This is a genomic window from Flagellimonas sp., assembly GCF_965222555.1.
Taxonomy (GTDB): domain Bacteria; phylum Bacteroidota; class Bacteroidia; order Flavobacteriales; family Flavobacteriaceae; genus Flagellimonas.
In genome coordinates this window covers 180,597-204,937 of record NZ_CBDCUG010000004.1, presented here as the reverse complement: position 1 = coordinate 204,937, position 24,341 = coordinate 180,597, and the positions used below count along the sequence as shown (strand labels likewise).

At 40.2% G+C, this 24,341-nt stretch carries 27 protein-coding genes; 16 read left to right on the top strand and 11 right to left on the bottom strand.

The features are described from left to right. Positions 1 to 102 precede the first annotated feature (102 nt). The 3 genes from ACOQO1_RS05390 to ACOQO1_RS05380 all read right to left on the bottom strand — a co-directional run bounded on the left by ACOQO1_RS05390 (position 103) and on the right by ACOQO1_RS05380 (position 5,101). Positions 103 to 2,274, bottom strand: coding sequence for an endonuclease MutS2 (locus ACOQO1_RS05390; RefSeq protein WP_420601842.1), 2,172 nt, complete (start codon positions 2,272 to 2,274; stop codon positions 103 to 105). Between the two features lie 59 nt (positions 2,275 to 2,333). Then, positions 2,334 to 3,497, bottom strand: coding sequence for a cytochrome-c peroxidase (locus ACOQO1_RS05385; RefSeq protein ID WP_420601841.1), 1,164 nt, complete (start codon positions 3,495 to 3,497; stop codon positions 2,334 to 2,336). 98 nt (positions 3,498 to 3,595) lie between these two features. Further along, on the bottom strand, positions 3,596 to 5,101 hold the full coding sequence (locus ACOQO1_RS05380) for a YfcC family protein (protein WP_420601840.1): 1,506 nt from the start codon (positions 5,099 to 5,101) through the stop codon (positions 3,596 to 3,598). A 187-nt stretch (positions 5,102 to 5,288) separates the two neighbouring features. Here ACOQO1_RS05380 and ACOQO1_RS05375 point away from each other — a divergent pair, with 187 nt between their 5' ends. The 3 genes from ACOQO1_RS05375 to ACOQO1_RS05365 all read left to right on the top strand — a co-directional run bounded on the left by ACOQO1_RS05375 (position 5,289) and on the right by ACOQO1_RS05365 (position 7,242). Next, on the top strand, positions 5,289 to 5,915 hold the full coding sequence (locus ACOQO1_RS05375) for a hypothetical protein (RefSeq protein ID WP_420601839.1): 627 nt from the start codon (positions 5,289 to 5,291) through the stop codon (positions 5,913 to 5,915). 170 nt (positions 5,916 to 6,085) lie between these two features. Then, positions 6,086 to 6,751 carry a uracil-DNA glycosylase gene (locus tag ACOQO1_RS05370; protein WP_420601838.1) on the top strand — a complete coding sequence of 222 codons (666 nt, stop codon included), beginning with the start codon at positions 6,086 to 6,088 and terminating at the stop codon, positions 6,749 to 6,751. Positions 6,752 to 6,837: 86 nt separating this feature from the next. Then, entirely contained in the window at positions 6,838 to 7,242 is a 405-nt protein-coding gene (locus tag ACOQO1_RS05365; RefSeq protein WP_420601837.1) for a response regulator, read from the top strand. Here the strand turns inward: ACOQO1_RS05365 and ACOQO1_RS05360 are convergent. The 5 genes from ACOQO1_RS05360 to ACOQO1_RS05340 form a co-directional block, all read right to left on the bottom strand. Beyond that, complete coding sequence (locus ACOQO1_RS05360) at positions 7,239 to 8,093, bottom strand: substrate-binding domain-containing protein (protein ID WP_420601836.1); 855 nt, start codon at positions 8,091 to 8,093, stop codon at positions 7,239 to 7,241. The two genes, ACOQO1_RS05365 and ACOQO1_RS05360, sit on opposite strands and share 4 nt — an antisense overlap. 92 nt (positions 8,094 to 8,185) lie before the next feature. Next, positions 8,186 to 9,055, bottom strand: a complete 870-nt coding sequence (locus ACOQO1_RS05355) for a nucleoside phosphorylase (protein WP_420601835.1) — start codon at positions 9,053 to 9,055, stop codon at positions 8,186 to 8,188. A 1-nt stretch (position 9,056) separates the two neighbouring features. After that, positions 9,057 to 9,989 carry a DUF1835 domain-containing protein gene (locus ACOQO1_RS05350; RefSeq protein ID WP_420601834.1) on the bottom strand — a complete coding sequence of 311 codons (933 nt, stop codon included), beginning with the start codon at positions 9,987 to 9,989 and terminating at the stop codon, positions 9,057 to 9,059. Positions 9,990 to 10,132: 143 nt separating this feature from the next. Further along, complete coding sequence (locus ACOQO1_RS05345; protein ID WP_420601833.1) at positions 10,133 to 10,462, bottom strand: translation initiation factor; 330 nt, start codon at positions 10,460 to 10,462, stop codon at positions 10,133 to 10,135. A gap of 2 nt (positions 10,463 to 10,464) precedes the next feature. Further along, positions 10,465 to 11,415 carry an isopenicillin N synthase family dioxygenase gene (locus tag ACOQO1_RS05340; RefSeq protein WP_420601832.1) on the bottom strand — a complete coding sequence of 317 codons (951 nt, stop codon included), beginning with the start codon at positions 11,413 to 11,415 and terminating at the stop codon, positions 10,465 to 10,467. A 113-nt stretch (positions 11,416 to 11,528) separates the two neighbouring features. Between ACOQO1_RS05340 and ACOQO1_RS05335 the strand changes: the two genes are divergently transcribed. The 11 genes from ACOQO1_RS05335 to ACOQO1_RS05285 all read left to right on the top strand — a co-directional run bounded on the left by ACOQO1_RS05335 (position 11,529) and on the right by ACOQO1_RS05285 (position 21,317). Then, the gene (locus tag ACOQO1_RS05335) at positions 11,529 to 13,505 is read left to right on the top strand and encodes an alpha-ketoacid dehydrogenase subunit alpha/beta (protein WP_420601831.1); all 1,977 of its coding nucleotides are present in this window, start codon (positions 11,529 to 11,531) and stop codon (positions 13,503 to 13,505) included. An 86-nt stretch (positions 13,506 to 13,591) separates the two neighbouring features. Continuing rightward, positions 13,592 to 14,077, top strand: a complete 486-nt coding sequence (locus tag ACOQO1_RS05330; protein ID WP_420601830.1) for a lipocalin family protein — start codon at positions 13,592 to 13,594, stop codon at positions 14,075 to 14,077. 4 nt (positions 14,078 to 14,081) lie between these two features. Beyond that, on the top strand, positions 14,082 to 14,774 hold the full coding sequence (locus tag ACOQO1_RS05325; protein WP_420601829.1) for an OmpA family protein: 693 nt from the start codon (positions 14,082 to 14,084) through the stop codon (positions 14,772 to 14,774). 80 nt (positions 14,775 to 14,854) lie between these two features. After that, positions 14,855 to 15,982 carry an NAD(P)/FAD-dependent oxidoreductase gene (locus ACOQO1_RS05320; protein WP_420601828.1) on the top strand — a complete coding sequence of 376 codons (1,128 nt, stop codon included), beginning with the start codon at positions 14,855 to 14,857 and terminating at the stop codon, positions 15,980 to 15,982. Beyond that, positions 15,982 to 16,698 carry a methyltransferase domain-containing protein gene (locus ACOQO1_RS05315; protein WP_420601827.1) on the top strand — a complete coding sequence of 239 codons (717 nt, stop codon included), beginning with the start codon at positions 15,982 to 15,984 and terminating at the stop codon, positions 16,696 to 16,698. The genes ACOQO1_RS05320 and ACOQO1_RS05315 overlap by 1 nt, the downstream gene beginning before the upstream one ends. Continuing rightward, entirely contained in the window at positions 16,695 to 17,750 is a 1,056-nt protein-coding gene (locus tag ACOQO1_RS05310; protein WP_420601826.1) for a type III polyketide synthase, read from the top strand. The genes ACOQO1_RS05315 and ACOQO1_RS05310 overlap by 4 nt, the downstream gene beginning before the upstream one ends. 12 nt (positions 17,751 to 17,762) lie before the next feature. Continuing rightward, on the top strand, positions 17,763 to 18,542 hold the full coding sequence (locus tag ACOQO1_RS05305) for an SDR family oxidoreductase (protein ID WP_420601825.1): 780 nt from the start codon (positions 17,763 to 17,765) through the stop codon (positions 18,540 to 18,542). 62 nt (positions 18,543 to 18,604) lie between these two features. Next, positions 18,605 to 19,357, top strand: coding sequence for a GIY-YIG nuclease family protein (locus ACOQO1_RS05300; protein ID WP_420601824.1), 753 nt, complete (start codon positions 18,605 to 18,607; stop codon positions 19,355 to 19,357). Further along, entirely contained in the window at positions 19,347 to 20,624 is a 1,278-nt protein-coding gene (locus ACOQO1_RS05295) for a beta-ketoacyl-[acyl-carrier-protein] synthase family protein (protein ID WP_420601823.1), read from the top strand. The genes ACOQO1_RS05300 and ACOQO1_RS05295 overlap by 11 nt, the downstream gene beginning before the upstream one ends. Position 20,625: 1 nt before the next feature. Next, entirely contained in the window at positions 20,626 to 20,877 is a 252-nt protein-coding gene (locus tag ACOQO1_RS05290; protein WP_420601822.1) for an acyl carrier protein, read from the top strand. A gap of 11 nt (positions 20,878 to 20,888) precedes the next feature. Beyond that, on the top strand, positions 20,889 to 21,317 hold the full coding sequence (locus tag ACOQO1_RS05285; RefSeq protein ID WP_420601821.1) for a hypothetical protein: 429 nt from the start codon (positions 20,889 to 20,891) through the stop codon (positions 21,315 to 21,317). A 238-nt stretch (positions 21,318 to 21,555) separates the two neighbouring features. On the opposite strand, the gene ACOQO1_RS05280 is transcribed toward ACOQO1_RS05285, so the two are convergent. Together ACOQO1_RS05280 and ACOQO1_RS05275 are read right to left on the bottom strand one after the other, a co-directional pair. Further along, the gene (locus ACOQO1_RS05280; RefSeq protein ID WP_420601820.1) at positions 21,556 to 21,873 is read right to left on the bottom strand and encodes a GIY-YIG nuclease family protein; all 318 of its coding nucleotides are present in this window, start codon (positions 21,871 to 21,873) and stop codon (positions 21,556 to 21,558) included. A gap of 138 nt (positions 21,874 to 22,011) precedes the next feature. Further along, the gene (locus tag ACOQO1_RS05275) at positions 22,012 to 22,836 is read right to left on the bottom strand and encodes a hypothetical protein (protein ID WP_420601819.1); all 825 of its coding nucleotides are present in this window, start codon (positions 22,834 to 22,836) and stop codon (positions 22,012 to 22,014) included. A gap of 33 nt (positions 22,837 to 22,869) precedes the next feature. On the opposite strand from ACOQO1_RS05275, the gene ACOQO1_RS05270 reads away from it, so the two are divergent. Next, positions 22,870 to 23,010 carry a hypothetical protein gene (locus ACOQO1_RS05270; RefSeq protein ID WP_420601818.1) on the top strand — a complete coding sequence of 47 codons (141 nt, stop codon included), beginning with the start codon at positions 22,870 to 22,872 and terminating at the stop codon, positions 23,008 to 23,010. Positions 23,011 to 23,194: 184 nt separating this feature from the next. Here ACOQO1_RS05270 and ACOQO1_RS05265 read toward each other — a convergent pair whose 3' ends face one another. After that, on the bottom strand, positions 23,195 to 23,710 hold the full coding sequence (locus ACOQO1_RS05265) for a YceI family protein (RefSeq protein ID WP_420601817.1): 516 nt from the start codon (positions 23,708 to 23,710) through the stop codon (positions 23,195 to 23,197). Positions 23,711 to 23,987: 277 nt separating this feature from the next. On the opposite strand from ACOQO1_RS05265, the gene ACOQO1_RS05260 reads away from it, so the two are divergent. Next, entirely contained in the window at positions 23,988 to 24,263 is a 276-nt protein-coding gene (locus ACOQO1_RS05260; RefSeq protein ID WP_420601816.1) for a hypothetical protein, read from the top strand. Positions 24,264 to 24,341 lie beyond the last annotated feature (78 nt).

Genomic DNA, 24,341 nt, shown 5'->3' with positions numbered 1-24,341 from the left:
CTCAGGTTGGGTTCAACAACCTGATGCCGGCTGTTCTTTTATTCCCACGGAGGTGGGAATCTTTTTTATGGATTCCGCATCAAGTGCGGAATGACATCGAACCTACTTTTTTGCTTCGACAAGTTCCAATTGATCTACACTTACATTAGTGGTAAACATGCCGTAGTTGACCACGGCTTTGTTTTTTTCTAAAGTGTCGATGCTGCCAACAGCTTTTCCGTCTTGAAGTCGGACTCGGTCACCGACCTTAAACACAGGTCTTGGCTTGTTCTTTTCCTTTTGGATGGCTTTTTTCTTTTCAATCTTTTTCTCCTGTCGAACTTTTACAATCTTCTTTTCCAGTTCTTGGGCCACCTGTTTCTTTTGCGCCTGTTTGGCCTTGGCCTGCTTTGCAGTGGTTTTTCTTCGCTTACTGTTTTCGGTTTCCACAATGCGAAGGAGTTCCGAGATCAACGGCCGTTTTTTGTTGTCGATGAAGTACTTTTCCGCAGCCGTATTGATTTTATCCCCCAATTGGATCATACGTTGGTTATGGTCGTACAACTCTTGATAGTTCTCTAGCTTAGACTTGATTTTAGCATTTAGCTTTTCCAAACGTTCTGCTTCTTCACGCGCTTTTGTCTCTTCATCTTGCAGTCTAGAGCCGGTCTGTACCATTTTAGAGCGTTCTTTTTGCAGTTTGGCAATAGTGGCATCAAACCGGACCTTTCCTCGCTCTATCTTTTTCTTGGCCTTATTGATGAGATTATATGGAATCCCATTTTTTTGGGCCACCTCAAATGTGAATGAGCTACCCGCTTCTCCCAAAATCAATTGGAATGTTGGTTCCAATGTTTTTGAGTTAAAAAGCATATTGGCATTGGTAGCATGTGGAAGCTCATCGGCCAGAGCTTTTAAATTGGCATAGTGGGTAGTAATCACTCCATAGGCTTCACGTTCATAAAACACCTCTAAAAATGCTTCGGCAAGGGCGCCTCCCAATTCTGGATCACTTCCAGTACCGAATTCATCAATCAAGAACAAGGTTTTATTGTTACATTTCTTTAAGAAATGGTTCATGTTCTTCAGCCGATAGCTATAGGTGCTCAAATGGTTTTCTATGGATTGGTTGTCTCCAATATCCGTTAATATCTTATCAAACAAACAAACGGAACTTCTTTCATGAACGGGAATTAGAAGCCCAGATTGAAGCATTACTTGAAGTAATCCAATAGTTTTCAATGTAATACTTTTTCCACCTGCGTTTGGACCAGAGATTACAATAATCCGGTTTTCTTGGTGCAGTTGGATGGTCTGCGGCCAGGTCTTTTCTTTTTTGAACTTGTTGGTCAAATAGAGGAGGGGGTGATAAGCATCCCGAAGAAACAATTCTTTTTCATCATTGATTTCTGGAAGCAATGCGTTCATATCCAAAGCATACTTGGCCTTACCAGCAGTGATGTCAATGTGTGTTAAAAACTCTTGATACTGCTTTAGCAGATAATCAAAAGGACGGATGGCATCTGTCAACTGATTTAAGATACGCTGAATCTCCTCTTTTTCCTCAAATTCCAGATTGCCGAGTTCTCGAGTATACGATAGCGTTGCCTCGGGAATGATATAAACTATGCTTCCTGTTTTGGAATTGCCCATTACGGTTCCCTTGACCTTTTTTCTGTGCATGGCTTTTACCGCTAGGACCCTTCTGTTTTCTACCACGGACTCCCGAATGTCATCCAAGAAATCTGAAGATTGACAGCGGGCCAATGCCATCCCAAAGCTTTGATTGATTTTTCCCCGCACTTCGTTGATGCGCAATCGTATGTTTCGAAGATCATCTGAGGCGGAATCCTTAATCTCGCCAAACTTGTCTATCACATGATCTATGGAGTTTGGAATCTCCGCATTTACCTCAAGTTGTTCAGCTGTTGAAAAGAGTAAAGGGTAGTATTCCTTGAATTTTTTGAAGAACTTTTGATGTAGCGCAACAGTTTTACAAATATTTCCAATTCTTCTAAAACCAGAAATCTCCAACGTAGTGTTTTCAATCTTCAATAGCTTCAATTCTGTATTGATGCTATCAAAACCATGGTTTGGAATTCGGTTATCATTGGAAAAGGACGAGAGGTATTCCGAAGTTTGTCCTAAGATCCCTACTAGTTCTTCCCTGTCCAACAATGGCTGGATTTCCAAAGCCCTCTCCTTACCCAGCTCTGTATTGCAGCGGGTGGAAACCTGTTCCAGAACCGTTGGAAACTCTAAATCTTGTAGTGTCTTGGGATGAATGTTCTGCATTTTCTTAACTAGCGGGGCAAAGATAGTTATTCAATCCACGAAACAAGGAATGTCAGCCATCAATTTATAAGCCCTCCCACGGGTAAACCACTCGGTACACTTTGTGGAATGGATTTGTCAAATTCGTCGTCGTTCAAGCTGTTCAAGAACGCAATGATCAATGCCATTTCCTTTACCGATAATTTTAATTCCCGGACAAACGGGTCAAATTGGGAAGGGGCCACGTTAGGATTACGTTGGATGTTATTGGAAATGTCTTCATAAAACTCCAACACTCGTCTCAATGTCATAAACTCTCCATTATGCATATATGGGGCCGTGAATCTTAAGTTTCGCAGTGATGGGGTTCTAAAGGCAAAACTATCTTTGTCGACCACATCGGCTGCACCAATATCCACCGCAGTCAATTTGGAGTTTTCTGGAACTCCCAAAACATGCATTTTGTAATCAGAAAACATAGGACCATTATGGCAATTGATGCACCCCACTGTTTTGAACAGTTCAAAACCATCTTTTTCACGAATTGAAATGGCACCACCATCTCCTCTCATGTATTGATCAAAACGGGAATTGTTGGTAACCAGAGTCCGTTCAAAAGCGGCAATGGCCTTACCCAGATTTTCAATGGTAATGGATCCTTGTTCTTTAAAAGCCTCGGTAAAAAGATCCTGATATTCGGGAATGTTGCGCAATCGTTCAATTACTACCTGTAGGATTTCATCTTCTGTAAAACTGCGTCCGCGCATCTCCTCTAGAGCTTTAATGGGTTCCAAAGCTTGTTTTTCAAGGCTTTTTGCCCGGTCATCCCAAAACATAGGGGCATTTTCAGGGTCATATGATTTGTGGCTCACCAATCCATTGAAAGCTGTGTTCAATACCGTTTGCGCATTGCGTTTCACAAATGGAATATCATTCGGAGTATTGAATTCACGTTTGCTGCCCAGACCTTTGGCATTGGTTCCGATGGAAATATCCAAAAATTCTGCGTATCCCATATCTGGGTGATGGCATGTGGCACAAGAAATATCCTTGTTGCCCGATAATATAGGATCGTAAAATAATAGCTTGCCCAATGCTTCTTTGGATTCAGATGTTGGGTTATTTTTTGGAGCAACTACCTTTTTGGGCAAAGCCGCCACAGTGGCAATTATCTTTGGCTCTGGGTCAACCTTGGCTTCCTCTGATTTTGGTCCCTTGCATCCCACGGACAGAATGAAAATCAAGAGTAATAATTTGGGATAGCTGTGTTCCAAAGTGAAAATTGAATCTATTGTTGCATAAAGATAAGGGAATGATGCTTTAAGCGGTCATTGATTATTTATTAAAAATAGACTCCAACAGTGAGCATTGCCATGGCCAAAACTGCCAATAATAGGACCAAGGGCATGATAAACTTCAACCATTTGTCATAACCCACGTTCACTAAGGCCAAAGACGCCAAAAGAATCCCTGTTGGACTTATAAATTTAAAAAGACCAACCCCAAATTGATAAGCATTGACCATAATTTCGCGTCCAATACCTACGCTATCTGCCAAAGGGGACATGATGGGCATGGTGAGGACTGCCATTCCGGAAGATGAGGGAATAAAGAAGGCCAATCCATTGTACAAAATGAAAGTTACATTTATGAATAATCCCTTATGCATTCCAGAGGTTAATTCCGAAGCGTAGAACAGCAAACTGTCACTAATTTGGCCATCTTCCATCAAAACCGTAATCCCACGAGCAATACCAATGATAAAGGCCACGCTGAGTAGATCTTTTGCTCCCAACATGAATTCGGTCACAAATTGTTTTTCATTGATTCGGGCTATTAATGCAATTATCAGTGCACCTGCGAAAAATACCGAGGTCATCTCTAGAAACCACCAACCCAATTGGGAAACGCCATATACCATGACAAGAAAACAACTTGCAAAAACAAGGAGAACCAATTTTAGTTTTCCATTGAGTTTTGTTGCCGCCGATTGACCAGATATCATAAACATTTTTTCAATCTCCTCTTTTTGATCCTGTATAAGGGAACGCTCTGGGTTCTTTTTTATCCGCTGGGCATAACGTATGATATAGGTGATGCATAAGATGAGTCCAAGTGTTAGCATGACCAATCTACTGTTAAGGCCTTCTGTCCAATTAATGCCAGCGGCATCTGAAGCGATTATGGTGCTAAATGGATTTACCGTTGATGCCAACGTGCCAATGGACGAGCCAATATAAATGGAGGCAACACAGGTTATTGCATCATATCTCGCTGCTAAGAATATCGGAATCAATATGGGGTAAAAGGCAATGGTTTCTTCTTCAAGACCAAAGGTGGTTCCACCCAGTGCAATTAAAGTGGTGACCATAATGATAAGAACAAATTCCCGCCCCCTCAGCTTTTCTGCCAACCATGCAATTCCGGCTTCAAAAGCCTTTGTGGCATTTACAATGCTGATAAGTCCACCGATGATGAGTACAAGGAGGATAATATCCATGGATTGCATAATTCCCTTGAGAGGGGCTTGGATGAACTCAACAATTCCTTGTGGTTGCCCATCTGTTTTTTGATATGTACTTGGAATACTGATGGGTTTGGAGATGGCTCCTTCCTTGAATTTTTCTATAGGAATTTGAATGGTAAGCTCATCCAAAGTATCCTGTGTAGCAGGAAGCGAACGGTTATCTTCTCCGGATTGTATCTCAAAAGTACCTGAATCACCATCGTAGAATAAGCGATCGTATTGCCCAGCCGGAATTATCCAGGTTAAGAGGCATACAACCGCTGATATGATAAATAGAATGGTATGGGCGGTGGGAAACTTGATTTTTTTGAAAATTGACATGATCGGTTAGAATCTTTAGTGGACAAGAAAGATATTATTTTTAGATTTAGTGCTATACCTTCAATCATTAACCTAAAATATTGTATTATTGGTAGTTTGCTAGAGTCCTACATCAGAATTTATGGTATTTAAAATTACACCGGCTAATTTTCTTAGAAATTTTTTATTTATAATATTAATACTTCTATTGGCCAATATCACCGGTCTGTTTTTTAGATTAAGTTCTATTGATGCAAGAATTTATCAGGTGTTAAGGATAGTGGATTTTGATGTGGAAAATAGTATTCCAACCCTGTTTTCATTTCTCAATTTATTGTTAAGTGCAGGTCTTCTTTTTTTAATAAGCATTAGATTTAAAGATAGATTTAGAGAATACTTGCCATGGTTAGGCCTGGCCTTTGTATTTTTATTTTTATCCTTGGACGAGATTTTGTCCATCCATGAAAATTTTATAGAAATCTTTCGTGAAAAATATAACTTTTCGGGACTACTTTATTTTTCATGGGTAATACCATATGGTATTGGTCTTTTGGTTTTTTTATTGATCTACTTTCCTTTTTTTCTTAAACTTCCCAAGCGTATAAAACTACTTTTCGCAGTATCGGGGTTCGTTTTTGTATCAGGTGCAATTGGTATGGAACTTTTTGGAGGAAGATATTATGAACAAAATGGAGGTAATTCGGATTTGACCTATTCTATGTTCTACACGCTTGAAGAACTTTTAGAGATGTTGGGAATTACATTTTTCAATTATGCGTTATTGAGCTATATCGCAATTCATTGCAAAGAAATCAATGTAAAGATTGTTAATTGAAGGTTGCTAACTTGTCACTATTGAATTACAGCATTCTAAATGTTTGGTTGGAAGTGTTTTCAGTTAGAACTTTGGAACTGGATTTGAATAATTAACATGATAGTTTACAATCTTCGTCAAGTGGGAAAGATTTTATTTTTAGTTTTATTCTGAAAAACTACCTGAATCTGATGAATGTAAACATTGACCCTAGTTGGAAGCATCACTTACAGCAAGAATTTGATAAACATTACTTTAAGCAACTTACTGAATTTGTGAAACAAGAGTATCGGAGTGGTACATGCTACCCAAAAGGGAAAGATATTTTTGCTGCGTTTGACCATTGTCCGTTTCAAGAGACCAAGGTTGTCATTATTGGTCAAGACCCATACCATGGACCCAATCAGGCAAATGGATTGTGTTTTTCTGTGAAAGATGGAATACCGCATCCACCTTCTTTGGTAAACATCTTTAAGGAGATTAAAGTAGATGTGGAACAACCATATCCCAAAAGTGGTAACCTGGAGCGATGGGCCGAACAAGGAGTATTGCTTTTAAACGCAACTTTGACGGTTAAGGCCCATCAGGCAGGGAGTCATCAGAAGAAAGGTTGGGAGCAGTTTACGGATTCGGTCATAAGAATTATTTCCACCGAACTGGAAGGGGTTGTTTTTTTGCTTTGGGGTGGCTTTGCGAAAAGAAAGTCAGCACTGATAGACCAAGCCAAACATCACATTCTTACCTCGGGGCATCCATCGCCATTAAGTGCCAACAGGGGACTTTGGTTTGGAAACCAACATTTTAGCAAGACCAACTCACTTTTAGCGGGTATGGGAAAGCCGTTAATAAGTTGGTGAATTACTTCTTGAAAGTAATTTCTGAAAATATAATAAGAATTCGTACGTTTATTATAATAACCCCCGTATAGGAAAATTCTTATATTTTGCGCAGACTGAAATCGGTACTTCTTGTTGATGACGACGATACCACCAATTTTTTGAACAGGTTTTTTGTGAAACAGTTGGACAATAGTTTGACGGTGAATACTGCTAGCAATGGTAAAGAAGCCATTGAGTTTTTAGAGAACGTTCCCAGCGAAGAAAACATGCCTTGTTTGCTTATTCTTGATACCAATATGCCAGTGATGAACGGTTGGGAGTTTTTGGATGTTTATGATAAACAGTTTGATGAAAGCTTTAAGAAAGATGTAGTTGTGGTGATGCTTACCGCTTTGGATATGGAGGAGACCACTTCATTGGCATTGGCCAACCCCAATGTTACCGATACGGCCCAAAAACCTTTGTCCGACCTAAAGTTCAGGGTGTTGATCAATAAATACTTTTCTTAAAAGTGCGAATGGAGGAACCTTTCCGGTTTTTTGATTTCATTTATTAGGTTAAGACTTAAAAGTCTTTTTTGGACTTCGTTCAATGTATCGATTGAAAGTTGTTTCTGTCCCCAGGTTGTTTTGGAAAGCCACTCTTGAATATCTTCCAATTTTTGCCCATACCTATTCGCCAGGGTTCTATCAATACTGGGAATATTTTTAAATTCCATTGTATATAGATTGATGACCTCAAGAACGTGGTTCAAAAGATTGGCATGGGAACTTAAAAAAGTATCTGTAGCAGCAATTACAAAGCATGGCCATGGAGTAGGGCAATCGCCCAATCTTTTAAAAATACCGGCATCTACCAATGGTTTTGTGGTAAAATGTTCCCACATAAAGTACGCTCCTGACCCTGACCTAAGATTTTCTACCGCACCGTCTAAATTATTGATGATTTCAAATTGCAAGGATTCGGTGTCCCAATTTTGGTTCTGTGCATGTACATAGGACATTAAGTGGCTGCCACTTCCCATACGACTTATCGCTACTTTGTCGTTCTTCAGCTCTTCAATTGATGAACGGGGACTGTTGGCAGCAACATGAATGCCCCAAAGTAGGGGAGATGAGACATATTGCTGAATAATTTTGGCTGGATTTCCTTGCGAAATGCTTTTGACCAACCCCTCTGTTAAGATGATAGCCAAATCCGTTTCACCATTTTGAAGCATTTGACACATTTTCCCTGTCCCTTCCGGAATATCCGTCCATTCCAGTTGTATTCCACGGTCTTCAAAGGCACCTTCTCCCATGGCCAAATGCCATGGAAGGTTAAAATGCTCTGGAACGCCAATTATTCTAACGGTTTTCATTTAAGTTTTGCTGAAGTTTGCTGAATTCTAATTTAATCGCATTGGATAGGAAGGTAAACTTATAGCTAGCGGATGAATATACCAAGCATTGATCAAGAAACAATTTTTTCCAAGGTATATTTAATCAAATCATCAATGGTTTTTCGGCCATGTTTTGAAAATTCACCTGTTGCTCTGTTGGCTAAAATGGCATTCAAGGAAACCGCTCTGTGTCCATGTAATTTTGCAAGTCCATACATACCGGCCGTTTCCATTTCATGATTGGTAAGCGGTAAATTTTGGTAGGAAAATGCAGCTAGTTTGGTATTGAAGTCATGGAGCTTAGGAGGCAATCTTAAGCTTCTTCCTTGTGGGCCATAAAACCCTGAATTGGTTATTGTTATACCGAATCGTATACGATTTGAATCAAATTTTTTGGCCAAATCCTCATCTGCATCGACCACATAAGCCACAATATTATGGTCTTCCCACCTCAAAAATTGGTTGAGCTCCTGTTCCAAAGCATTATTCCTGACTTGTCCAGCCTCGTAAAAGTGCATTAACCCGTCAAAACCTATTGCTTTACTGCTAAGTAAGAAGGAATCAACAGGGATATCTGCTTGTATGGAACCTGATGTGCCAATCCGTATGAAATCCAAGCGGGTTTTACGCTGTTTTACCTTTCGTGTGGCAAAATCTATGTTGACAAGCGCATCCAGTTCGTTGAAGACGATGTCAATATTGTCTGTTCCAATACCGGTGGAGATTACCGTTATTCTTTTTCCTTTATAAATACCTGTATGCGTAAGGAATTCGCGCTTCTCCTTGTTGATATCGACAGTATCGAAGTATTTACTGACCATGGAAACCCGATTGGGATCTCCCACAGTAATAATGGTAGAGGCGATATCCTCAGGTAGAAGGTTAAGATGGTAGATACTGCCATCAGGATTCAGAATCAATTCTGAGTCGCTTATGGCCATTTTACAGTTTTAAAATACGGTCTGTAGATGAATTGTATAGAAAGTTATACTTTAAAGAACCTCCTAGATAAAGCTCATTATCACGTATTTGCGAATAATAATTGGACCTGTTTTCTAAAACTTCCTTCCCTTTTCTGGTAAGCTTGACCGGATTAAAAGAACCAAACAAAGGCTTTAAAGAAGTGATGATGCGCTCATATTGTGTATCACCAAAACCGTAATATCCTTGATTGTTCAATACCTCGCCCAACAACTCCTTTCTGGTTTTAGGTTTTTTGGACATGGCTGTTTCCAAAATTCGATTCTCCAGTTCGTTAAGTCCATTTTTAATGGTTGGAAAGCGTTTTAAATGTGCCTTTAGGGCATCAGAGAGGTATTCAAATTGAAAATGGTTGTGTTGTATGAGGTTCTCCAATCTTATTGGATTATCACTGCAGTACAACTGCCATACGTAATCAGCAAACTCAATATCATCCTGGGATAAAATGGTTCTGTTTTCGTACAATTCGGCAAGTTGTTCATTGCTTAGCTCGCTAAGCCCATACAGCTTCTCGCTGTCATCCTCTTTTCCACTGCACACCAAAGATATCTCGGCATGTCGTCTGTGTGTTTTTAGCCAACTTAAAACTGCAAGCATGTTAATTTGACAAAAGAGGTCGTATTCAAACCAAAGCACAATCTGATCTTGTTGCTTATGGTTGCACAGTGATCTATATTCCTTAAGGGTCTTTTCAACAAACCAAGATTTGGTAACCTTGTAGTTTTTGTTCAAAAATTCAAAGCGCGTTTTCCAGAAAGACTCACTGCCCACGGTGCATAGAGTTTTGCCTTCACAAAGCATTTCTCTCCATGTAATGATATCTCCCTTAAGATTTAGCGATTGTAGTTTTGACGTGAAACTGTCCCCGTTGGTAATATGCAACAGTGATTTCATTTTCAGTTTAGATTTCGTCGGTTAGAAGGATTAAATGTAAGATTTAAACTAAGAACATAAAAATTTTTTCGTAAAACATTGATTTTCAATACGTAATTTTAACAAAGTAGGAAAATGCGCCAATTAACTTTGCGAATAATACGCTATCCGCCAACCCTTTTTACTGAAAAACCTTGGTCTTTTAGAAAGGTCATTATTTTATCCCTGTAATCTCCTTGAATGATAATGGTATCTTTCTTGAAACTCCCACCTACACTTAGCATGGATTTAATATCCCTTGCAAGTTTTTTAAAATCACTATCCGCACCGGTATAACCTTCAAGTATAGTAACGGGCTTGCCTTTCCTTTTCTCGTACTTGCAAATTATTGGGGCATCCTGCATCCAGTATGCTGGCTTCTCGTTTTTTGGTTCTGTAGTTTCTTCCGGCTTATGGTCTGGAAAAAGGTTCTTTAGTTGATCTTGTAAGTCCACAGTTATTTTTTTACCAATCCCAATTCTATTAATCGCTCATGGAGGTAGCCCCCTGCGGTAATATCCTCAAAACCCTTGGGATGTGCATCATCAATACAATTTTCAAGGCAATTTAAGGGCATCTCGCTCACAGGGTGCATAAAAAATGGAATGGAATATCGAGATGTTCCCCAAAGTTCCTTGGGCGGATTCACTACTTGGTGTATGGTCGATTTAAGCTTATTGTTGCTAAGCCTAGATAGCATATCACCTACATTGATCATCAATTGATCTGGCCTGGCAATGGCATCTACCCATTCCCCTTGATGGTTTTGCACCTGTAATCCTTTACCATGTGCGCCCATAAGAAGGGTAATTAGATTAATATCGCCATGTGCGGCAGCCCTTACAGCGTTCTTTGGCTCCTCAGTTATTGGTGGATAATGAATTGGCCTTAGAATGGAGTTGCCGTTCTTGATCCACTTGTCAAAGTACATCTCGTCAAGATTCAGGTGCAATGCCAATGCCCTAAGGACATACCGTGCGGTTTTTTCCAACATTTTATAGGTTTCCTTGCCCACTTCATTGAAGTTTTTGAGCTCCGCGACATCAACATTGTCAGGGTACTCAGCTTCAAGCTTTGGGTTGTCCTCTACATACTGTCCAAAGTGCCAGAATTCCTTAAGATCTCCTTCTTTTCTTCCCTTGGCGTGTTCTTTTCCAAAAGAAGTATACCCGCGTTGCCCACCAATACCTTCGATCTCGTACTTATCCTTGGTTTCTTGGGGTAGTTGAAAGAAATTTTTAATCTCGGCATATAGCTTTTCAACAAGTTCATCAGAAAGAAAGTGACCGCTCAGGGCCACAAAACCTATGTTTTCAAAAGCGGCCCCTATCTCTTTGGTGAACTTTTCCTTTCTTGCTGGGTCGCCAGATGTAAAATCCGTTAAGTCCACACTTGGAATTGCACTCATAACATCAAATTTAGTTTACAATCAAAAGTAATGAATAATAGGAAACCTTTCTAAATTTTGGAAGGACATGGAAGGCATTTTCATTACATTTAACCCAGTTGAATTTTTACTTTATGAGATACCATACTGGCGGTCTGGACAAACAAAAACTTTTGGAGCTGTACTTGGGGATGTTAAAACCCAGAATGATTGAAGAAAAGATGTTGATTCTGCTGAGGCAGGGTAAAATTTCCAAATGGTTTAGCGGGATAGGGCAAGAGGCGATAGCTGTAGGGGTAACCCAAGCTTTGAATGATGAGGAATATATTTTACCCATGCACCGCAACCTAGGGGTGTTTACTTCCAGAAATATTCCATTGCATCGACTTTTTAGTCAATGGCAGGGAAAAAAGAGTGGTTTTACCCAAGGAAGGGACAGGAGTTTCCATTTTGGGACGCAGGAATATAAAATTGTTGGGATGATTTCCCATTTGGGTCCACAATTAGGTGTTGCGGATGGAATCGCCTTAGCGGATATGCTCCGAAGGAAGAAAAGAGTCACGGCCGTTTTTACAGGAGAGGGTGGAACCAGCGAAGGTGATTTTCATGAAGCTTTGAATATTGCATCCGTATGGAATCTTCCGGTGCTGTTTTGCATAGAAAACAATGGCTATGGACTTTCCACACCAACAAGCGAACAATATAATTGCAAGCATCTGGCGGATAGGGCCAAGGGATATGGAATAGAATCCCGAATCATTGATGGGAACAATATTCTGGAGGTGTTTTCGAAGGTGAATGAGCTTTGTAAAGCAATCCGGAAACGTCCAAGACCTATTTTGTTGGAATTCAAAACCTTTCGGATGCGGGGGCACGAAGAGGCCAGTGGGACCAAATACGTTCCTGAGAAGTTGATGAAGAAATGGGCAAAGAAGGACCCTTTGATCAATTTTGAAAGCTTTTTGGTGGATGAAAAGATAATTTCGAAGGAAGAAATAGAACAATTTAAAGCTGACATTTCGGAGGAAATCAATTCAAACTTAAAAACGGCTTTTGATGAATCAGTAGTAGAAGTATGTGAAACTAAAGAATTAAAAGAGGTTTATCATTCATTTGATTATCAGAATATTGAACCAAAAGACAACTCTAAGAATATTCGTTTTGTCGATGCAGTTTCACAAGGCTTGGAACAATCCATGGAACGTTATAATGAGTTGATTATCATGGGACAGGATGTTGCAGATTATGGTGGGGTCTTTAAGATTACGGAAGGCTTCACTTCCAAGTTTGGAAAAAGCCGTGTCAGAAATACGCCTATTTGCGAATCAGCCGTTGTCTCCGCGGCCATGGGCCTTGCGATAAATGGTATGAAAGCTGTTGTGGAAATGCAATTTGCGGATTTCGTTAGCACTGGATTTAACCCTATTGTCAATTATTTGGCAAAAGTCCATTACCGATGGGGGCAAAATGCTGATGTTGTGGTTCGTATGCCTTGTGGTGGTGGAGTGGGAGCTGGTCCATTTCACTCACAGACCAATGAAGCCTGGTTTACAAAAACCCCTGGACTTAAAGTGGTATACCCTGCATTCCCGTATGATGCCAAAGGGCTCTTAAATACTGCCATAAATGATCCTAATCCCGTATTGTTCTTCGAGCACAAGGGGCTCTATAGGAGTGTTTATGGTGATGTGCCCACAGATTATTATACGCTCCCTTTTGGCAAAGCAAGTTTTCTAAAGGAAGGGGATGCTTTGTCGGTAGTCACTTATGGCGCAGGAATACATTGGGCCATGGAAATTTTGGAAAAACACCCAGAAATTGAAGCAGATGTTATAGATTTGCGTACACTTCAACCTCTTGACATAGAAACAATTTTTGTTTCAGTCCAAAAAACAGGAAAACTAATCGTATTACAAGAAGATACGCTGTTCGGTGGCATAGCCAGCGATATTTCCGCAATGGTCATGGAAAATTGCTTTGAATATTTGGATGCTCCCATTAGAAGAGTGGGGAGTTTGGAAACACCAATTCCGTTTGACAAAGGCTTAGAGCAAAATTACCTGCCCAAAGAACGATTTGAAATAGCGCTGACAGAGCTTTTTGAGTACTAGTTTTTTGTTTTAACAATTTTTTAACAACACCGATGGATAAATCTGGTGTCTCAATCGTATATACTAAAATTTAAATTCCAATTCTTATGGTAAAACAATCATTCTTTTTTGTGACATTAGCGGCAATGCTGTTGGTGTCATGTTCTGTTTCCAAGAGTGCAAGGAGCCAGCGAAACCTATTTAGCGGTTCTTGGACGTTGAACAACGTTTCTTATGAAAATAACTCAGGTAATTTCAAATCGGTAATCTTTAATGACGCAGAGGATATTTGCTTTGAAGGAAGCGATTGGTTTTTTAGGGATAATAACAGCACCGGTAGATATACCATTTCGTCTAGCAGTTTATGTCAGGGCGGAGATCGTTTCTTCAGATGGTCTGTGGTTGAGCCGACACAAAATTATAGCAGCCAATTACAATTTAAATTTATAGATGAAAAGCGAAAGGATATTTCTGGAGGGGTTGGATATCGTTTGAATATCGCAAATCTTACAGAGCAGTCCATGACGCTTAAATCCAATGTTTCCGTAGATGGTCAGCCAGTGACCATAGTTTATGAATTCTCAAAAAAATAACCAGATGAAAAAAGTAATGATAAAAGGTGTGACTTTTGTTATGGCGTTGAGCCTGATAGTAAGTTGTAATGCAGTCAAAAATGCGAATAACACGCAAAAAGGTGCAGCCATAGGCGCTGCCGGAGGAGCAGTTATTGGTGGAGTGATAGGGAACAATGTCGGAAAAGGCAATACCGCACTTGGAGCGATCATTGGTGCTGTGGTTGGCGGAGCTGCCGGTGGATATATTGGCAATAGAATGGACAGACAAGCGGAACGTATTGAAGAGGAAATCCCAGGTGCAGAAGTAAAAAGAGTAGGTGAGGGTATTAACGTTACCTTCAATGAAGATGCAGGAGTGTATTTTGATACCAATAAATCTGACGTAAAGGGAACTTCTGCCACAACCTTGGATAAGTTGGCCGGAATCTTTAAAGAATATCCAGATTCTTATATTTTGGTTGAAGGACATACGGATAGTGCGGGAAGTGAGGAATACAATTGGAAACTGTCGCAGCAAAGAGCAGAGTCCGTAACCAAATATTTGGTTGCCAAAGGAATTTCAAGTGGTAGGTTTACCACAAAATGGTACGGTGAAACCCAACCTCGTGAAAGCAATGAAACTTCAGAGGGCAAAGCCAAAAACAGACGTGTGGAATTGGCCATTGTAGCCAGTGATGAGTTAAAACAAGAAGCTCACGAAAAAACAAAGGGGTAAAAGATTAACCCAACGTATTTTTTTGAATCCCGATACCTAGGTATCGGGATTTTTATTTGTAAAAAAGCTATCTTCATGAAGTGAATAGTCCCGAAGTACTCATTATTGGCGGTGGATTGGCAGGGTTGACCGCGGCACTGGATTTAAACCAAAAGGGAAAACGGGTTCTGGTGGTTGAAAAAAATCAATATCCCAACCACAAAGTCTGTGGCGAATATGTCTCCAATGAGGTGAAACCCTATTTAAAACAGCTTGGAGTGCAATTGGATAAATTGGCACTGCCCAAAATTGATACACTTCACCTAAGCACTCCAAAAGGAAAGCAAATAACAGCCAAACTTCCCCTTGGAGGTTTTGGTATCAGCAGATACGCGTTTGACTACCAGCTTTATCTGCAGGCAAAAGAAAAAGGGGTGGACTTTCTTTTTGAGACCGTGGAATATGTACAATATAAGGACGATGGATTTTTGATTAAGCTATCTTCCAAAGAAGAAATTGTGACCAGGGTAGTCATTGGGGCGTTTGGCAAGCGGTCCAATATAGATATGTTGTTAAAGCGTGACTTTGTTCAGCAAAAATCCCCTTGGTTGGGCATCAAATGTCATTATGTAAACAATAGTCATCCTTCCAATGTGGTGGGGCTTCATGGCTTTCCTGGTGGATATGGCGGTTTATCGTTGACCGAAAAAGGAGATATCAACTTTTGTTGCTTGGTAAAGTATGAAAGCTTTAAAAGAGAAAAGAATATAGTATCGTTCAATGGGAACGTTGTTTCACAAAATCCAATTCTCAGGGATTTTCTCTCCAACGCCACACCAAAATTTGAAAAACATTTGAGCATTGCGCAGATTTCATTTCAAAAGAAGCGAGCGGTCCATGATCATATCCTGATGTGTGGGGATACCGCGGGATTGATTCATCCGCTTTGCGGCAATGGAATGGCTATGGCCATACACAGCGCAAAATTGGCATCGGAACAAGTGTTTAGGTTTTTGGAGGAGCCCAATTTTTCGAGAATGGACATGGAAAAGAACTATCAAAAACTATGGACAACGAATTTTAACAAAAGAATTTGGATGGGTAGAAAATTACAGCAGCTAATGTTGCATACCAAGTGGTTTAATTTTGGAATGAACACTGCTGCCCATTCTAAAATATTGCTTCGAAGTTTAATTCGAAACACTCATGGAATACCAATTTTAAATTGATGGACTTTTCTGTGAGAAGCAGAGCCTTGGAGCTCATGGATGATCCTAATATGGAGTTTGCCCTTCTAAAAGAAGCATACAAGGACATTAATAAATGTAACAGATTGTTGGGTGGAGAGTCCATCACTATCAATGCTGTATGGAATTTGATTAAAGAAAACCCAAAAAAATCGTATACGATTTTGGATATGGGCTGCGGCGATGGTACAATGCTCAGGAAACTATCAGTGTTTTTAAGTGATAGGGGAATTTTGCATACCATGGTGGGAATTGACCTAAGAGATGATGTTTTGCGAATAGCAAGGGAGAAATCGCAGGCCTTTGAGAACATAGAATTTCAAAAAACAGACATTCTAAAAGCAGGTTCAAGCCTGTCTTGCGACATCCTTATCAATACTTTGACCATGCATCATTTTGGAGAAGAGCGTATCGATGCCTTTCTGCATAAATTCATAAGCTTAGCCAAAATTGGTGTGGTGATCAATGACCTTCATCGAAGTAAAATGGCCTATTATCTTTTTCAGTTATTTGGCTTTTTCTTCATTAAGACCCACGTTGCAAAATACGATGGTTTGGTATCCATAAGCAAGGGCTTTAAAAGAAGGGATTTGAGGGAGCTATCAAAAAAAATACCAAGCGTTACACATAGAATTCAATGGAAATGGGCTTTTAGATATGTATGGGTCATGAAATTCAACCGACAAATCAGCCAATGAGTACAGTACGTATTGTTGAAGTCTCAAAACAACTGCCAAAACACAGCAGGCAAACCTCGGATATCCTTCCGTTTGTTGATCTATGGCTTTCAGGTCAGGAAGATCGTTTTAGAAGAAAGGTGATAAAGATATTTGAAGGAGCGGGAGTGGATTGTCGATATGGGATCATGGATATTGAGGAGGTGTTTACTGCAACTTCATTTGAAGAAAAGAATACCATATATGTTAGGGAGGTAAAATCCCTCGGAGAACAGGTATTGCGAAAATCGCTGACAAAAGCAAATTGGCAACCAGACTCCTTGGATTACATTATTACGGTAAGCTGTACGGGCATAATGATTCCTTCTTTGGATGCTTATTTGGTAAACTCCTTGAGCTTAAGACAAGATATTGTAAGGCTTCCCGTAACCGAAATGGGGTGCGCAGCTGGAGTTTCTGGATTGATCTATGCTGCAAATTTCCTTCGGTCAAATCCAGGAAAACGTGCTGCAATAATTGCGGTGGAAAGTCCTACGGCCACTTTTCAATTGGATGATTTTTCCATGGCCAATATGGTGAGTGCCGCAATTTTTGGGGATGGTGCCGCTTGCGTTTTACTGTCTTCCGTTGGGGAAGACCAAGGGCCTGAGATTGTAGGAGAGGAAATGTACCACTTTAAGGATGCCACCCATCTAATGGGTTTTGATTTGACCAATACGGGATTGAAAATGATTCTGGATCCAGCGGTCCCAGAGGTTATCGCCAATCATTTTCCCAATATTGTCCACCCTTTTCTAAAACGATTGGGTTCAAACATTGAGAAAGTGGACCATTTGATTTTTCACCCTGGAGGGAAAAAAATTGTACAGACGGTTGAGGAATTGTTTGGTAAATTAGGGAAGGATATTGACGATACACGGCAAGTGTTGAAAGATTACGGGAATATGAGCAGTGTTACCGTGCTTTATGTGCTGGAGCGATTCCTTGAAAAGGAAATAACAAGAGAGGAACAAGGGCTGATACTCAGCTTTGGTCCTGGGTTTTCGGCACAACGTGTGTTGTTGGAGTGGTAATTTAGGTAAAGAATGGATCAAACATCAAAATGGGCATTGATTTTAGGAGGAAGTAGCGGCTTGGGTCTGGCAACTGCTAAAAAACTAGCCAAGCACAACTTCAGAATCATTGTATTGCACAGAGATAGAAAGGCAGATATGGCGTTGATCACCCAAGAGTTTGATGAAATTGCTGGTATAACGGTGCTGCACCATTTCAATACCGATGCCGTTAATCCTGAAAAGAAACCGGAGTTGCTCTATAAGATTCAGGAACATCTTAAAGGTGGGAAAATAAATGTCCTTGTTCATAGCATTGCAAAAGGCAATCTGAAGCCTATGCGCGGAGAAGAAAACAGGACTCTTGGCAATCAGGATTTCCACCTGACAATCGATGCCATGGCAATTAACTTGTATGATTGGGTGAAAACTTTGGTCAATGAAGAGCTCTTTGCAGATGATGCCAGGGTCATATCCTTTACAAGCGAGGGCAGTTATAGGGCATGGGAAAATTATGCAGCGGTTTCTGCAGCAAAGGCCACCCTTGAGTCATTGACCAGAAGTATTGCGCTTGAATTTGCTTCTGAAGGAATAAAGGCCAATTGTATTCAAGCCGGGATGACGGAAACAAAATCCTTTAAAATGATTCCCAATAGTAATTTGCTAAAGGAAGAAGCGCTAAAAAGAAACCCCAACCATAGGTTGACAACACCTGAAGATATTGCGAATGTGGTATATCTGCTAACTAGGGATGAGGCCAAATGGATTACGGGAACGGTAATTAAAGTAGATGGAGGGGAGAGTTTACGATAAAATAGTGTCCGAAATGTCACCCTGAGCCCGTCGAAGGGTTTTAGAAGCATAATCATTAAGTAGTGAAAAAGTATTACGTGTATATTTTAAGCTGTTCTGATAGCTCCTATTACATAGGAATCACAAACGATGTTTTTGAAAGAGAGCTACAGCATAATCAGGGAACGGATACAAAAGCATATACATTTACCCGGCGTCCTGTACAATTGGTGTGGTATCAAGACTTTTTGAATCCAGAAGAAGCGATAGCTCGAGAAAAACAGCTAAAAGGATGGAGCAGGAAAAAGAAACAGGCCTTGATAAATGGAGATTACGATTTACTACCCAAATTAGCGGAGAATAGTCTTCGACAAGCTCAGACTGACAATGACTGGATAATCACTAAACTTCCATATACCCGTCCCTTTTTATTTGTGGATGCACTAAACCATATTGATGAAAACTCAGTGGAAGGCACATATACCTTCAATAAAGAGTTGGACTTCTATACTGGCCATTTCAAAGGGTTTCCGGTCACACCGGGCGTGATATTAACGGAATGCTGTGCGCAAATAGGAGTGGTGAGCTTGGGCATTTACCTTCTAGGGGATGAAAATTCGTTTGATGGAAAGAAATTGAATATTGCAATGAGCAGCTCTGAAATGGAATTTTATTTGCCCGTTTTTCCGGGAGAAATGGTAAAAGTCACTTCCAGCAAGGTGTATTTCCGCTTTAATAAATTAAAATGCGAAGTGAAAATGTTCAATGCGGCAAATAAATTGGTTTGTAAAGGTGTTTTGGCCGGTATGCTTAAAACAAATGAAGATGGAAAATAGGGTGGTGGTTACTGGAATGGGGATATGTGCGCCAAATGGAATTGGTTTGTCTGAGTTTGCACAGAGTTTAAAAAATCAAACAAGTGGAATAAACTTTCATTTAGAATTAGAACAACTAAATTTTGGATGTCAAATAGCTGGTAAACCGAATGTTGAAAGTGTTAATTTAAACAAATACTTTACAAATGTTCAATTAAAAGGACTCAATGCTAGTGGAATCGTTTATGGGGTCATGGCAGGTAAGGATGCATGGGAAGATGCTGGGTTGACGGTTACTACCGAGGAAAACCCGGATTGGGACACTGGGGTGATTTTTGGAACAGGAATCCTTGGAGTGGATAAGTTCCGGGAATCCATCTACAAAGTAGATGAGGGCAATGTCAGGCGTTTGGGCAGTACCTCGGTGATCCAGACCATGGCCAGTGGAATAAGCGCTTATTTGGGTGGAATGTTAGGCTGTGGAAATCAGGTAACCACCAATTCATCTGCCTGCACCACAGGAACCGAAGCAATTTTAATGGGGTATGAGCGTATAAAATCGAATAAAGCGACAAAGATGCTTGTAGGCAGTTGCAGTGACAGTGGACCCTATGTTTGGGGCGGGTTTGATGCCATGCGCATATTACCAAGAAAATATAATGAGAATCCTGAAGCTGCAAGTAGGCCCATGAGCGCTTCCGCAACCGGATTTGTGCCTGGTAGTGGGGCAGGAGCTTTGGTATTGGAATCCTTGGACAGTGCGTTGGAGCGTGGAGCAGCTATTTATGGGGAGATTCTGGGAGGGGGCATAAATAGTGGAGGACAACGGGGAGAAGGCACCATGACGGCACCAAACAATGAAGCGGTGGTACGTTGCATACAGTCTTCCATTGTGGATTCAGGGATAAAAGCAGAACAAATAGATGCCATCAATGGTCACTTGACGGCTACAGCAAAGGACCCCACCGAAATCAAAAACTGGAGTGAAGCACTGGGAAGAAGAGGAGTTGACTTTCCCTATGTAAACTCATTCAAGGGGCTGTTTGGACACTGCTTGGCAGCAGCTGGGAGCATTGAATGTGTGGGAACCCTACTTCAGTTTAGGGAAAATCAAATTTTTGGAAATGTGAATTGTGAGGACATCCATCCTGAAATCAACAAAACTGTGAATGAATCCCGAATTCCCCGAACAGCATTGAATGTTGCCCCTAAAATTATTGCCAAGGCCAGTTTTGGTTTTGGGGATGTAAATGCCTGTGTCATTTTTAAAGCTTACAACAACGACTAATATGCAAGAAGAACGCTATCAAAAACTAAAAGAAATAGTGCGGACGTACCTGCCGGATGATGTTTCTGTGGAAGCCATACAGCTAGAAAGCAATTTTACCCAAGAGTTGAATATAAATTCAGCCAATCTGGTGGACATTGTACTGGATGTAGAAGATACGTTTGATATCATGCTTGAAAATGAAGATATGGACGGCATGCAAACGGTAGCGGATGCCCTAAAAATCATTGATACAAAAATAGCCAACAAATAAACCACAGTATTATGAAGGAATTTTGGAACTACGCCAAGCAAAAACTGAACGTGGATAAACGACTGATTGCAATCTATTGTGTTGTTTATTTTTTATGGGGAATGGGAATGGACTGGTTTGGCACGCAGGCAGAAATTGCAAAATTCAACTTTTGGTGGCAGGTGATTACCTGTTACATTTTTTATATGGTGCCTGTTTCTTTGTTGGTGCGAGGACTTCCATTTCACATGCAGTACGCCTACGGACTTATTGCTATGGGATTATTGGAGTTTGGTGGCTATGCCCTTCAAACATCCTATGCATACCCTGACAATATTTTGGACCAGTTTTTCAATATTCGGAATTTTAGCTTGGGCATGGCGCTGTTTTTTGCACTATACTTCCCTGCGGGGAATTGGCTGGTTGGGAAAATTTATACTTTGCTTTTTGGTAAGAAATGATTCTTTTCCAAACACCGTATTCCTATTTGTCATTCTGAATGAGCATAGCGAATGAAGAATCCCACGTAATGTTGAGATGCTTCACCTTGCTCAGCATGACAATAAAAGAAATACTCTAAGAAACCTATTTCCTTCTTATTATTCGATGTGAATGAAGAATCCCACGTAAAGTTGAGATGCTTCGCGCTGCTCAGCATGACAATAAAAGAAGATGTCACAGAAGCGCACTTCCCTTTAATTATTCGATAAGGAACAAATCATCCAAAAATTCCATGTTTGGGTTAATGGTTTTAATCAATTCCAACTTTTCTATTCTTAACCAACCTTTTATCTCCTTTTCACGGGCAATGGCATCATGGACCCAAGTAAACTTTTCGTAATAAATTAGATGCTTACAATTATATCTGGCGGCAAAAGTTTTCCTGCCCAAAAGAACATTTTCCTTGTGCTCGAACAAACGTCTTGGTAAATAATTGGTTATTCTAGTGTATAGAACAGTCCTGTTTTTGTTAGTTAAAATATATACGTAATAGGTATGCCAACCTTCTTTGCTCATTATTTAGGGTAATAGATTCTTCCCCTTCGATACTTCGACAGGCTCAGTACAAGCTTGCTCAGGGTCAGAATGACACTAATGATTGCAAAAAAGAGCCCTTAAGGGCTCTTCTTCTTTAAAAAACACGATATGAAAAAACTAATCTTCCAGGCCAAAATATTGCATTACGGCATGGTAGTCGTTGGCATCCACTCCAGCTGCTTTTAAGGCTTTTACGGGGTCGCTATGGCCCGCTTTGTTTTGTAAAGTGCCAATCTCTATAGCTGTGATGCGAAGAATCTCCCAATAATCCAACCAACCATTACCAATACTTCCATCAATATTTCTAATGCTCAAGAGAAGTTCCCCTTCGCCAAAAATCACTCCATAGTTCCTGTCAATACCTGTATTAAATCCTGGTATTGACAGATAATAGCTAGAATTATTGAATTCGACTTCTAAATGAAAAATCAAGGTATGGGAGATTAAAAATTCTTCGGTTAATTCAGATACTTGAAAAGTATGAGAATTGGCCCCCATGGGAATCGGCTCCAAATCAATGGTAATTTTCTGCACATTGGCATTGCCATCATTACCCGGTTGCCCATTTGTTCCATTTTTTCCTTGGCAGTCTTTGGCGTCTACCACCCCGTCACCGTTAATGTCTTCGGTATATTCGCTTACCCCTTCGCCAACTTCTCCAATGCCGTTAGCGTTTAAATCCCAACAGCTAATGCCATTATCTCCATTTGCTCCGGTATCCCCAGTTGTTCCAATACAGTCCAGAGCATTCCATTTTTCATCACCGTTTATATCTTCTACGGTATCATTAATTCCATCCCCATTGGTATCCCAGCAGGCAATACCATCGACTCCCGCATCACCGGGAAGGCCATCTTTGCCATCTTCTGCGGAACATGAGATAAAGCCCACTGCCATAATCAGGACCATACAGCCTAATAGTATGTGTTTTCTTGTTTTCATAAGTTTATTTTTTGTGATTAAAACTGGAAGGTAGTGGGAGAAAGAACCACCATGTCCTATCAATTGACCAATGCCCTTTTTGGGTTGATGGAAATGGATTTTGGGATGACAGGATTATTGGATTGTTGGATTTTTGGACATCAGACACCAGTTTTTACTTGTCATTCTGAATGAACGTAGTGAATGAAGAATCCCACGCACTGTTTTTAGATTTTTCGCTTTGCTCAAAATGACATCCCTGAGGTCCCCTTAAGGGGACAATTGTTATTAGTTCTAGTTGTCATCCTGAGCTTGCCCGTACTGAGCGCGGCCGAAGTGTCGAATGAAAGGGAAGGAACTTCAAATTTACTGAGCTTAATTACAGTAGATCAAACACCATTTTTACCTTCACTAGGTTGTCTTCCCTTTTCTTTTTGATTTTAATTCCGTAATCAATGGAATACAGCGAAGTTGTACCAATAAGTTGATTTTGGTTTCTGGTAAAGGTGATCGTGATAGGTTTGGTGGTTGTTTTGATGGTCAAATCTCCTTGCACGATCCATTTTTCATCCTTTAGGCTTACCTGTCTGCTCTTAAACATGATTTTTGGATGATCATCAACATCAAAATACTTTCCGCCGCGCAAAGACCAGTTGCGAAGCCCATTATTAGTGTCAAGGGTCTTTGAGCGCACGGACCCCTGGAAAACAGAATTTTCAGGATGTTCCCAATCAATGTTCGATGTAGATTCAAAACCCGCAATGGTTCCCTTGACTTTTTTTGAAACAAACTCAAAAGAGACTTCAGCTTTAGCGATTCTTGCCTGTTGCGCCTTTGCATATTGAAAAGACAGGCCAATGGCCAAAACAAAGAAAAAGGAAAAAGCTTTTGTCATCTAAAAAATGATTTGAACTGCCTAATAGGTCTATTGGGAAAGATACTACTTACAGTTTTGATTATCAAAAAGATGTTTTTTGTCGCTTAGAAACTTTGGATCGGCAATAACTTTAAGTGAATATTAAATCTTTTAAAAAAAGAAGTTAATATCGGATGAAAATGTAAGATAATTAGTATCTTAATGGGAGGTTTTGATTCAATCAATATTTATATGGTAGGATATGAAAGATGTAACCGAAAATAGTACCGATCAGATTCAGGGATTACTGATCTGAATGGAGCGAAATAACAATATCATCCAACGACTTTCCAAAAAGCTCAATTCTTATACCTGTGAACCCAATAATTCGTCCTGTTTTGAAAAATTATATGAGCTTAGACGTGGATTTAAGGTGTTCACCGCCCAACAAAATCAAATTATGAGCCTGATAAAACAAAAGCGGGCCTCTTCCAAAAAATTAAAGGAGGATATTAAGCTGCACTTGGATCGGTTTAAACAATTGGAAAAAGAAATCGCCGCCTATCTTTTGGATGCCAACCAATATTCTTAGTTGGGCAACACCTATCAGCAAAATATATTCAAGCCTAAATAACTTCAATGGGAATATATTTTTTACTCTTTTAAACAT

What these genes read in the sequence shown, in the direction of transcription:
- ACOQO1_RS05390 (WP_420601842.1), bottom strand. Translation starts at nt 2,274, where the DNA reads ATGCAGAACATTCATCCCAAGACACTACAAGATTTAGAGTTTCCAACG.
- ACOQO1_RS05380 (WP_420601840.1), bottom strand. Translation starts at nt 5,101, where the DNA reads ATGTCAATTTTCAAAAAAATCAAGTTTCCCACCGCCCATACCATTCTA.
- ACOQO1_RS05370 (WP_420601838.1), top strand. Translation starts at nt 6,086, where the DNA reads ATGAATGTAAACATTGACCCTAGTTGGAAGCATCACTTACAGCAAGAA.
- ACOQO1_RS05360 (WP_420601836.1), bottom strand. Translation starts at nt 8,093, where the DNA reads ATGAAAACCGTTAGAATAATTGGCGTTCCAGAGCATTTTAACCTTCCA.
- ACOQO1_RS05355 (WP_420601835.1), bottom strand. Translation starts at nt 9,055, where the DNA reads ATGGCCATAAGCGACTCAGAATTGATTCTGAATCCTGATGGCAGTATC.
- ACOQO1_RS05350 (WP_420601834.1), bottom strand. Translation starts at nt 9,989, where the DNA reads ATGAAATCACTGTTGCATATTACCAACGGGGACAGTTTCACGTCAAAA.
- ACOQO1_RS05340 (WP_420601832.1), bottom strand. Translation starts at nt 11,415, where the DNA reads ATGAGTGCAATTCCAAGTGTGGACTTAACGGATTTTACATCTGGCGAC.
- ACOQO1_RS05335 (WP_420601831.1), top strand. Translation starts at nt 11,529, where the DNA reads ATGAGATACCATACTGGCGGTCTGGACAAACAAAAACTTTTGGAGCTG.
- ACOQO1_RS05330 (WP_420601830.1), top strand. Translation starts at nt 13,592, where the DNA reads ATGGTAAAACAATCATTCTTTTTTGTGACATTAGCGGCAATGCTGTTG.
- ACOQO1_RS05325 (WP_420601829.1), top strand. Translation starts at nt 14,082, where the DNA reads ATGAAAAAAGTAATGATAAAAGGTGTGACTTTTGTTATGGCGTTGAGC.
- ACOQO1_RS05315 (WP_420601827.1), top strand. Translation starts at nt 15,982, where the DNA reads ATGGACTTTTCTGTGAGAAGCAGAGCCTTGGAGCTCATGGATGATCCT.
- ACOQO1_RS05310 (WP_420601826.1), top strand. Translation starts at nt 16,695, where the DNA reads ATGAGTACAGTACGTATTGTTGAAGTCTCAAAACAACTGCCAAAACAC.
- ACOQO1_RS05305 (WP_420601825.1), top strand. Translation starts at nt 17,763, where the DNA reads ATGGATCAAACATCAAAATGGGCATTGATTTTAGGAGGAAGTAGCGGC.
- ACOQO1_RS05295 (WP_420601823.1), top strand. Translation starts at nt 19,347, where the DNA reads ATGGAAAATAGGGTGGTGGTTACTGGAATGGGGATATGTGCGCCAAAT.
- ACOQO1_RS05290 (WP_420601822.1), top strand. Translation starts at nt 20,626, where the DNA reads ATGCAAGAAGAACGCTATCAAAAACTAAAAGAAATAGTGCGGACGTAC.
- ACOQO1_RS05285 (WP_420601821.1), top strand. Translation starts at nt 20,889, where the DNA reads ATGAAGGAATTTTGGAACTACGCCAAGCAAAAACTGAACGTGGATAAA.
- ACOQO1_RS05280 (WP_420601820.1), bottom strand. Translation starts at nt 21,873, where the DNA reads ATGAGCAAAGAAGGTTGGCATACCTATTACGTATATATTTTAACTAAC.
- ACOQO1_RS05275 (WP_420601819.1), bottom strand. Translation starts at nt 22,836, where the DNA reads ATGAAAACAAGAAAACACATACTATTAGGCTGTATGGTCCTGATTATG.
- ACOQO1_RS05265 (WP_420601817.1), bottom strand. Translation starts at nt 23,710, where the DNA reads ATGACAAAAGCTTTTTCCTTTTTCTTTGTTTTGGCCATTGGCCTGTCT.
- ACOQO1_RS05260 (WP_420601816.1), top strand. Translation starts at nt 23,988, where the DNA reads ATGGAGCGAAATAACAATATCATCCAACGACTTTCCAAAAAGCTCAAT.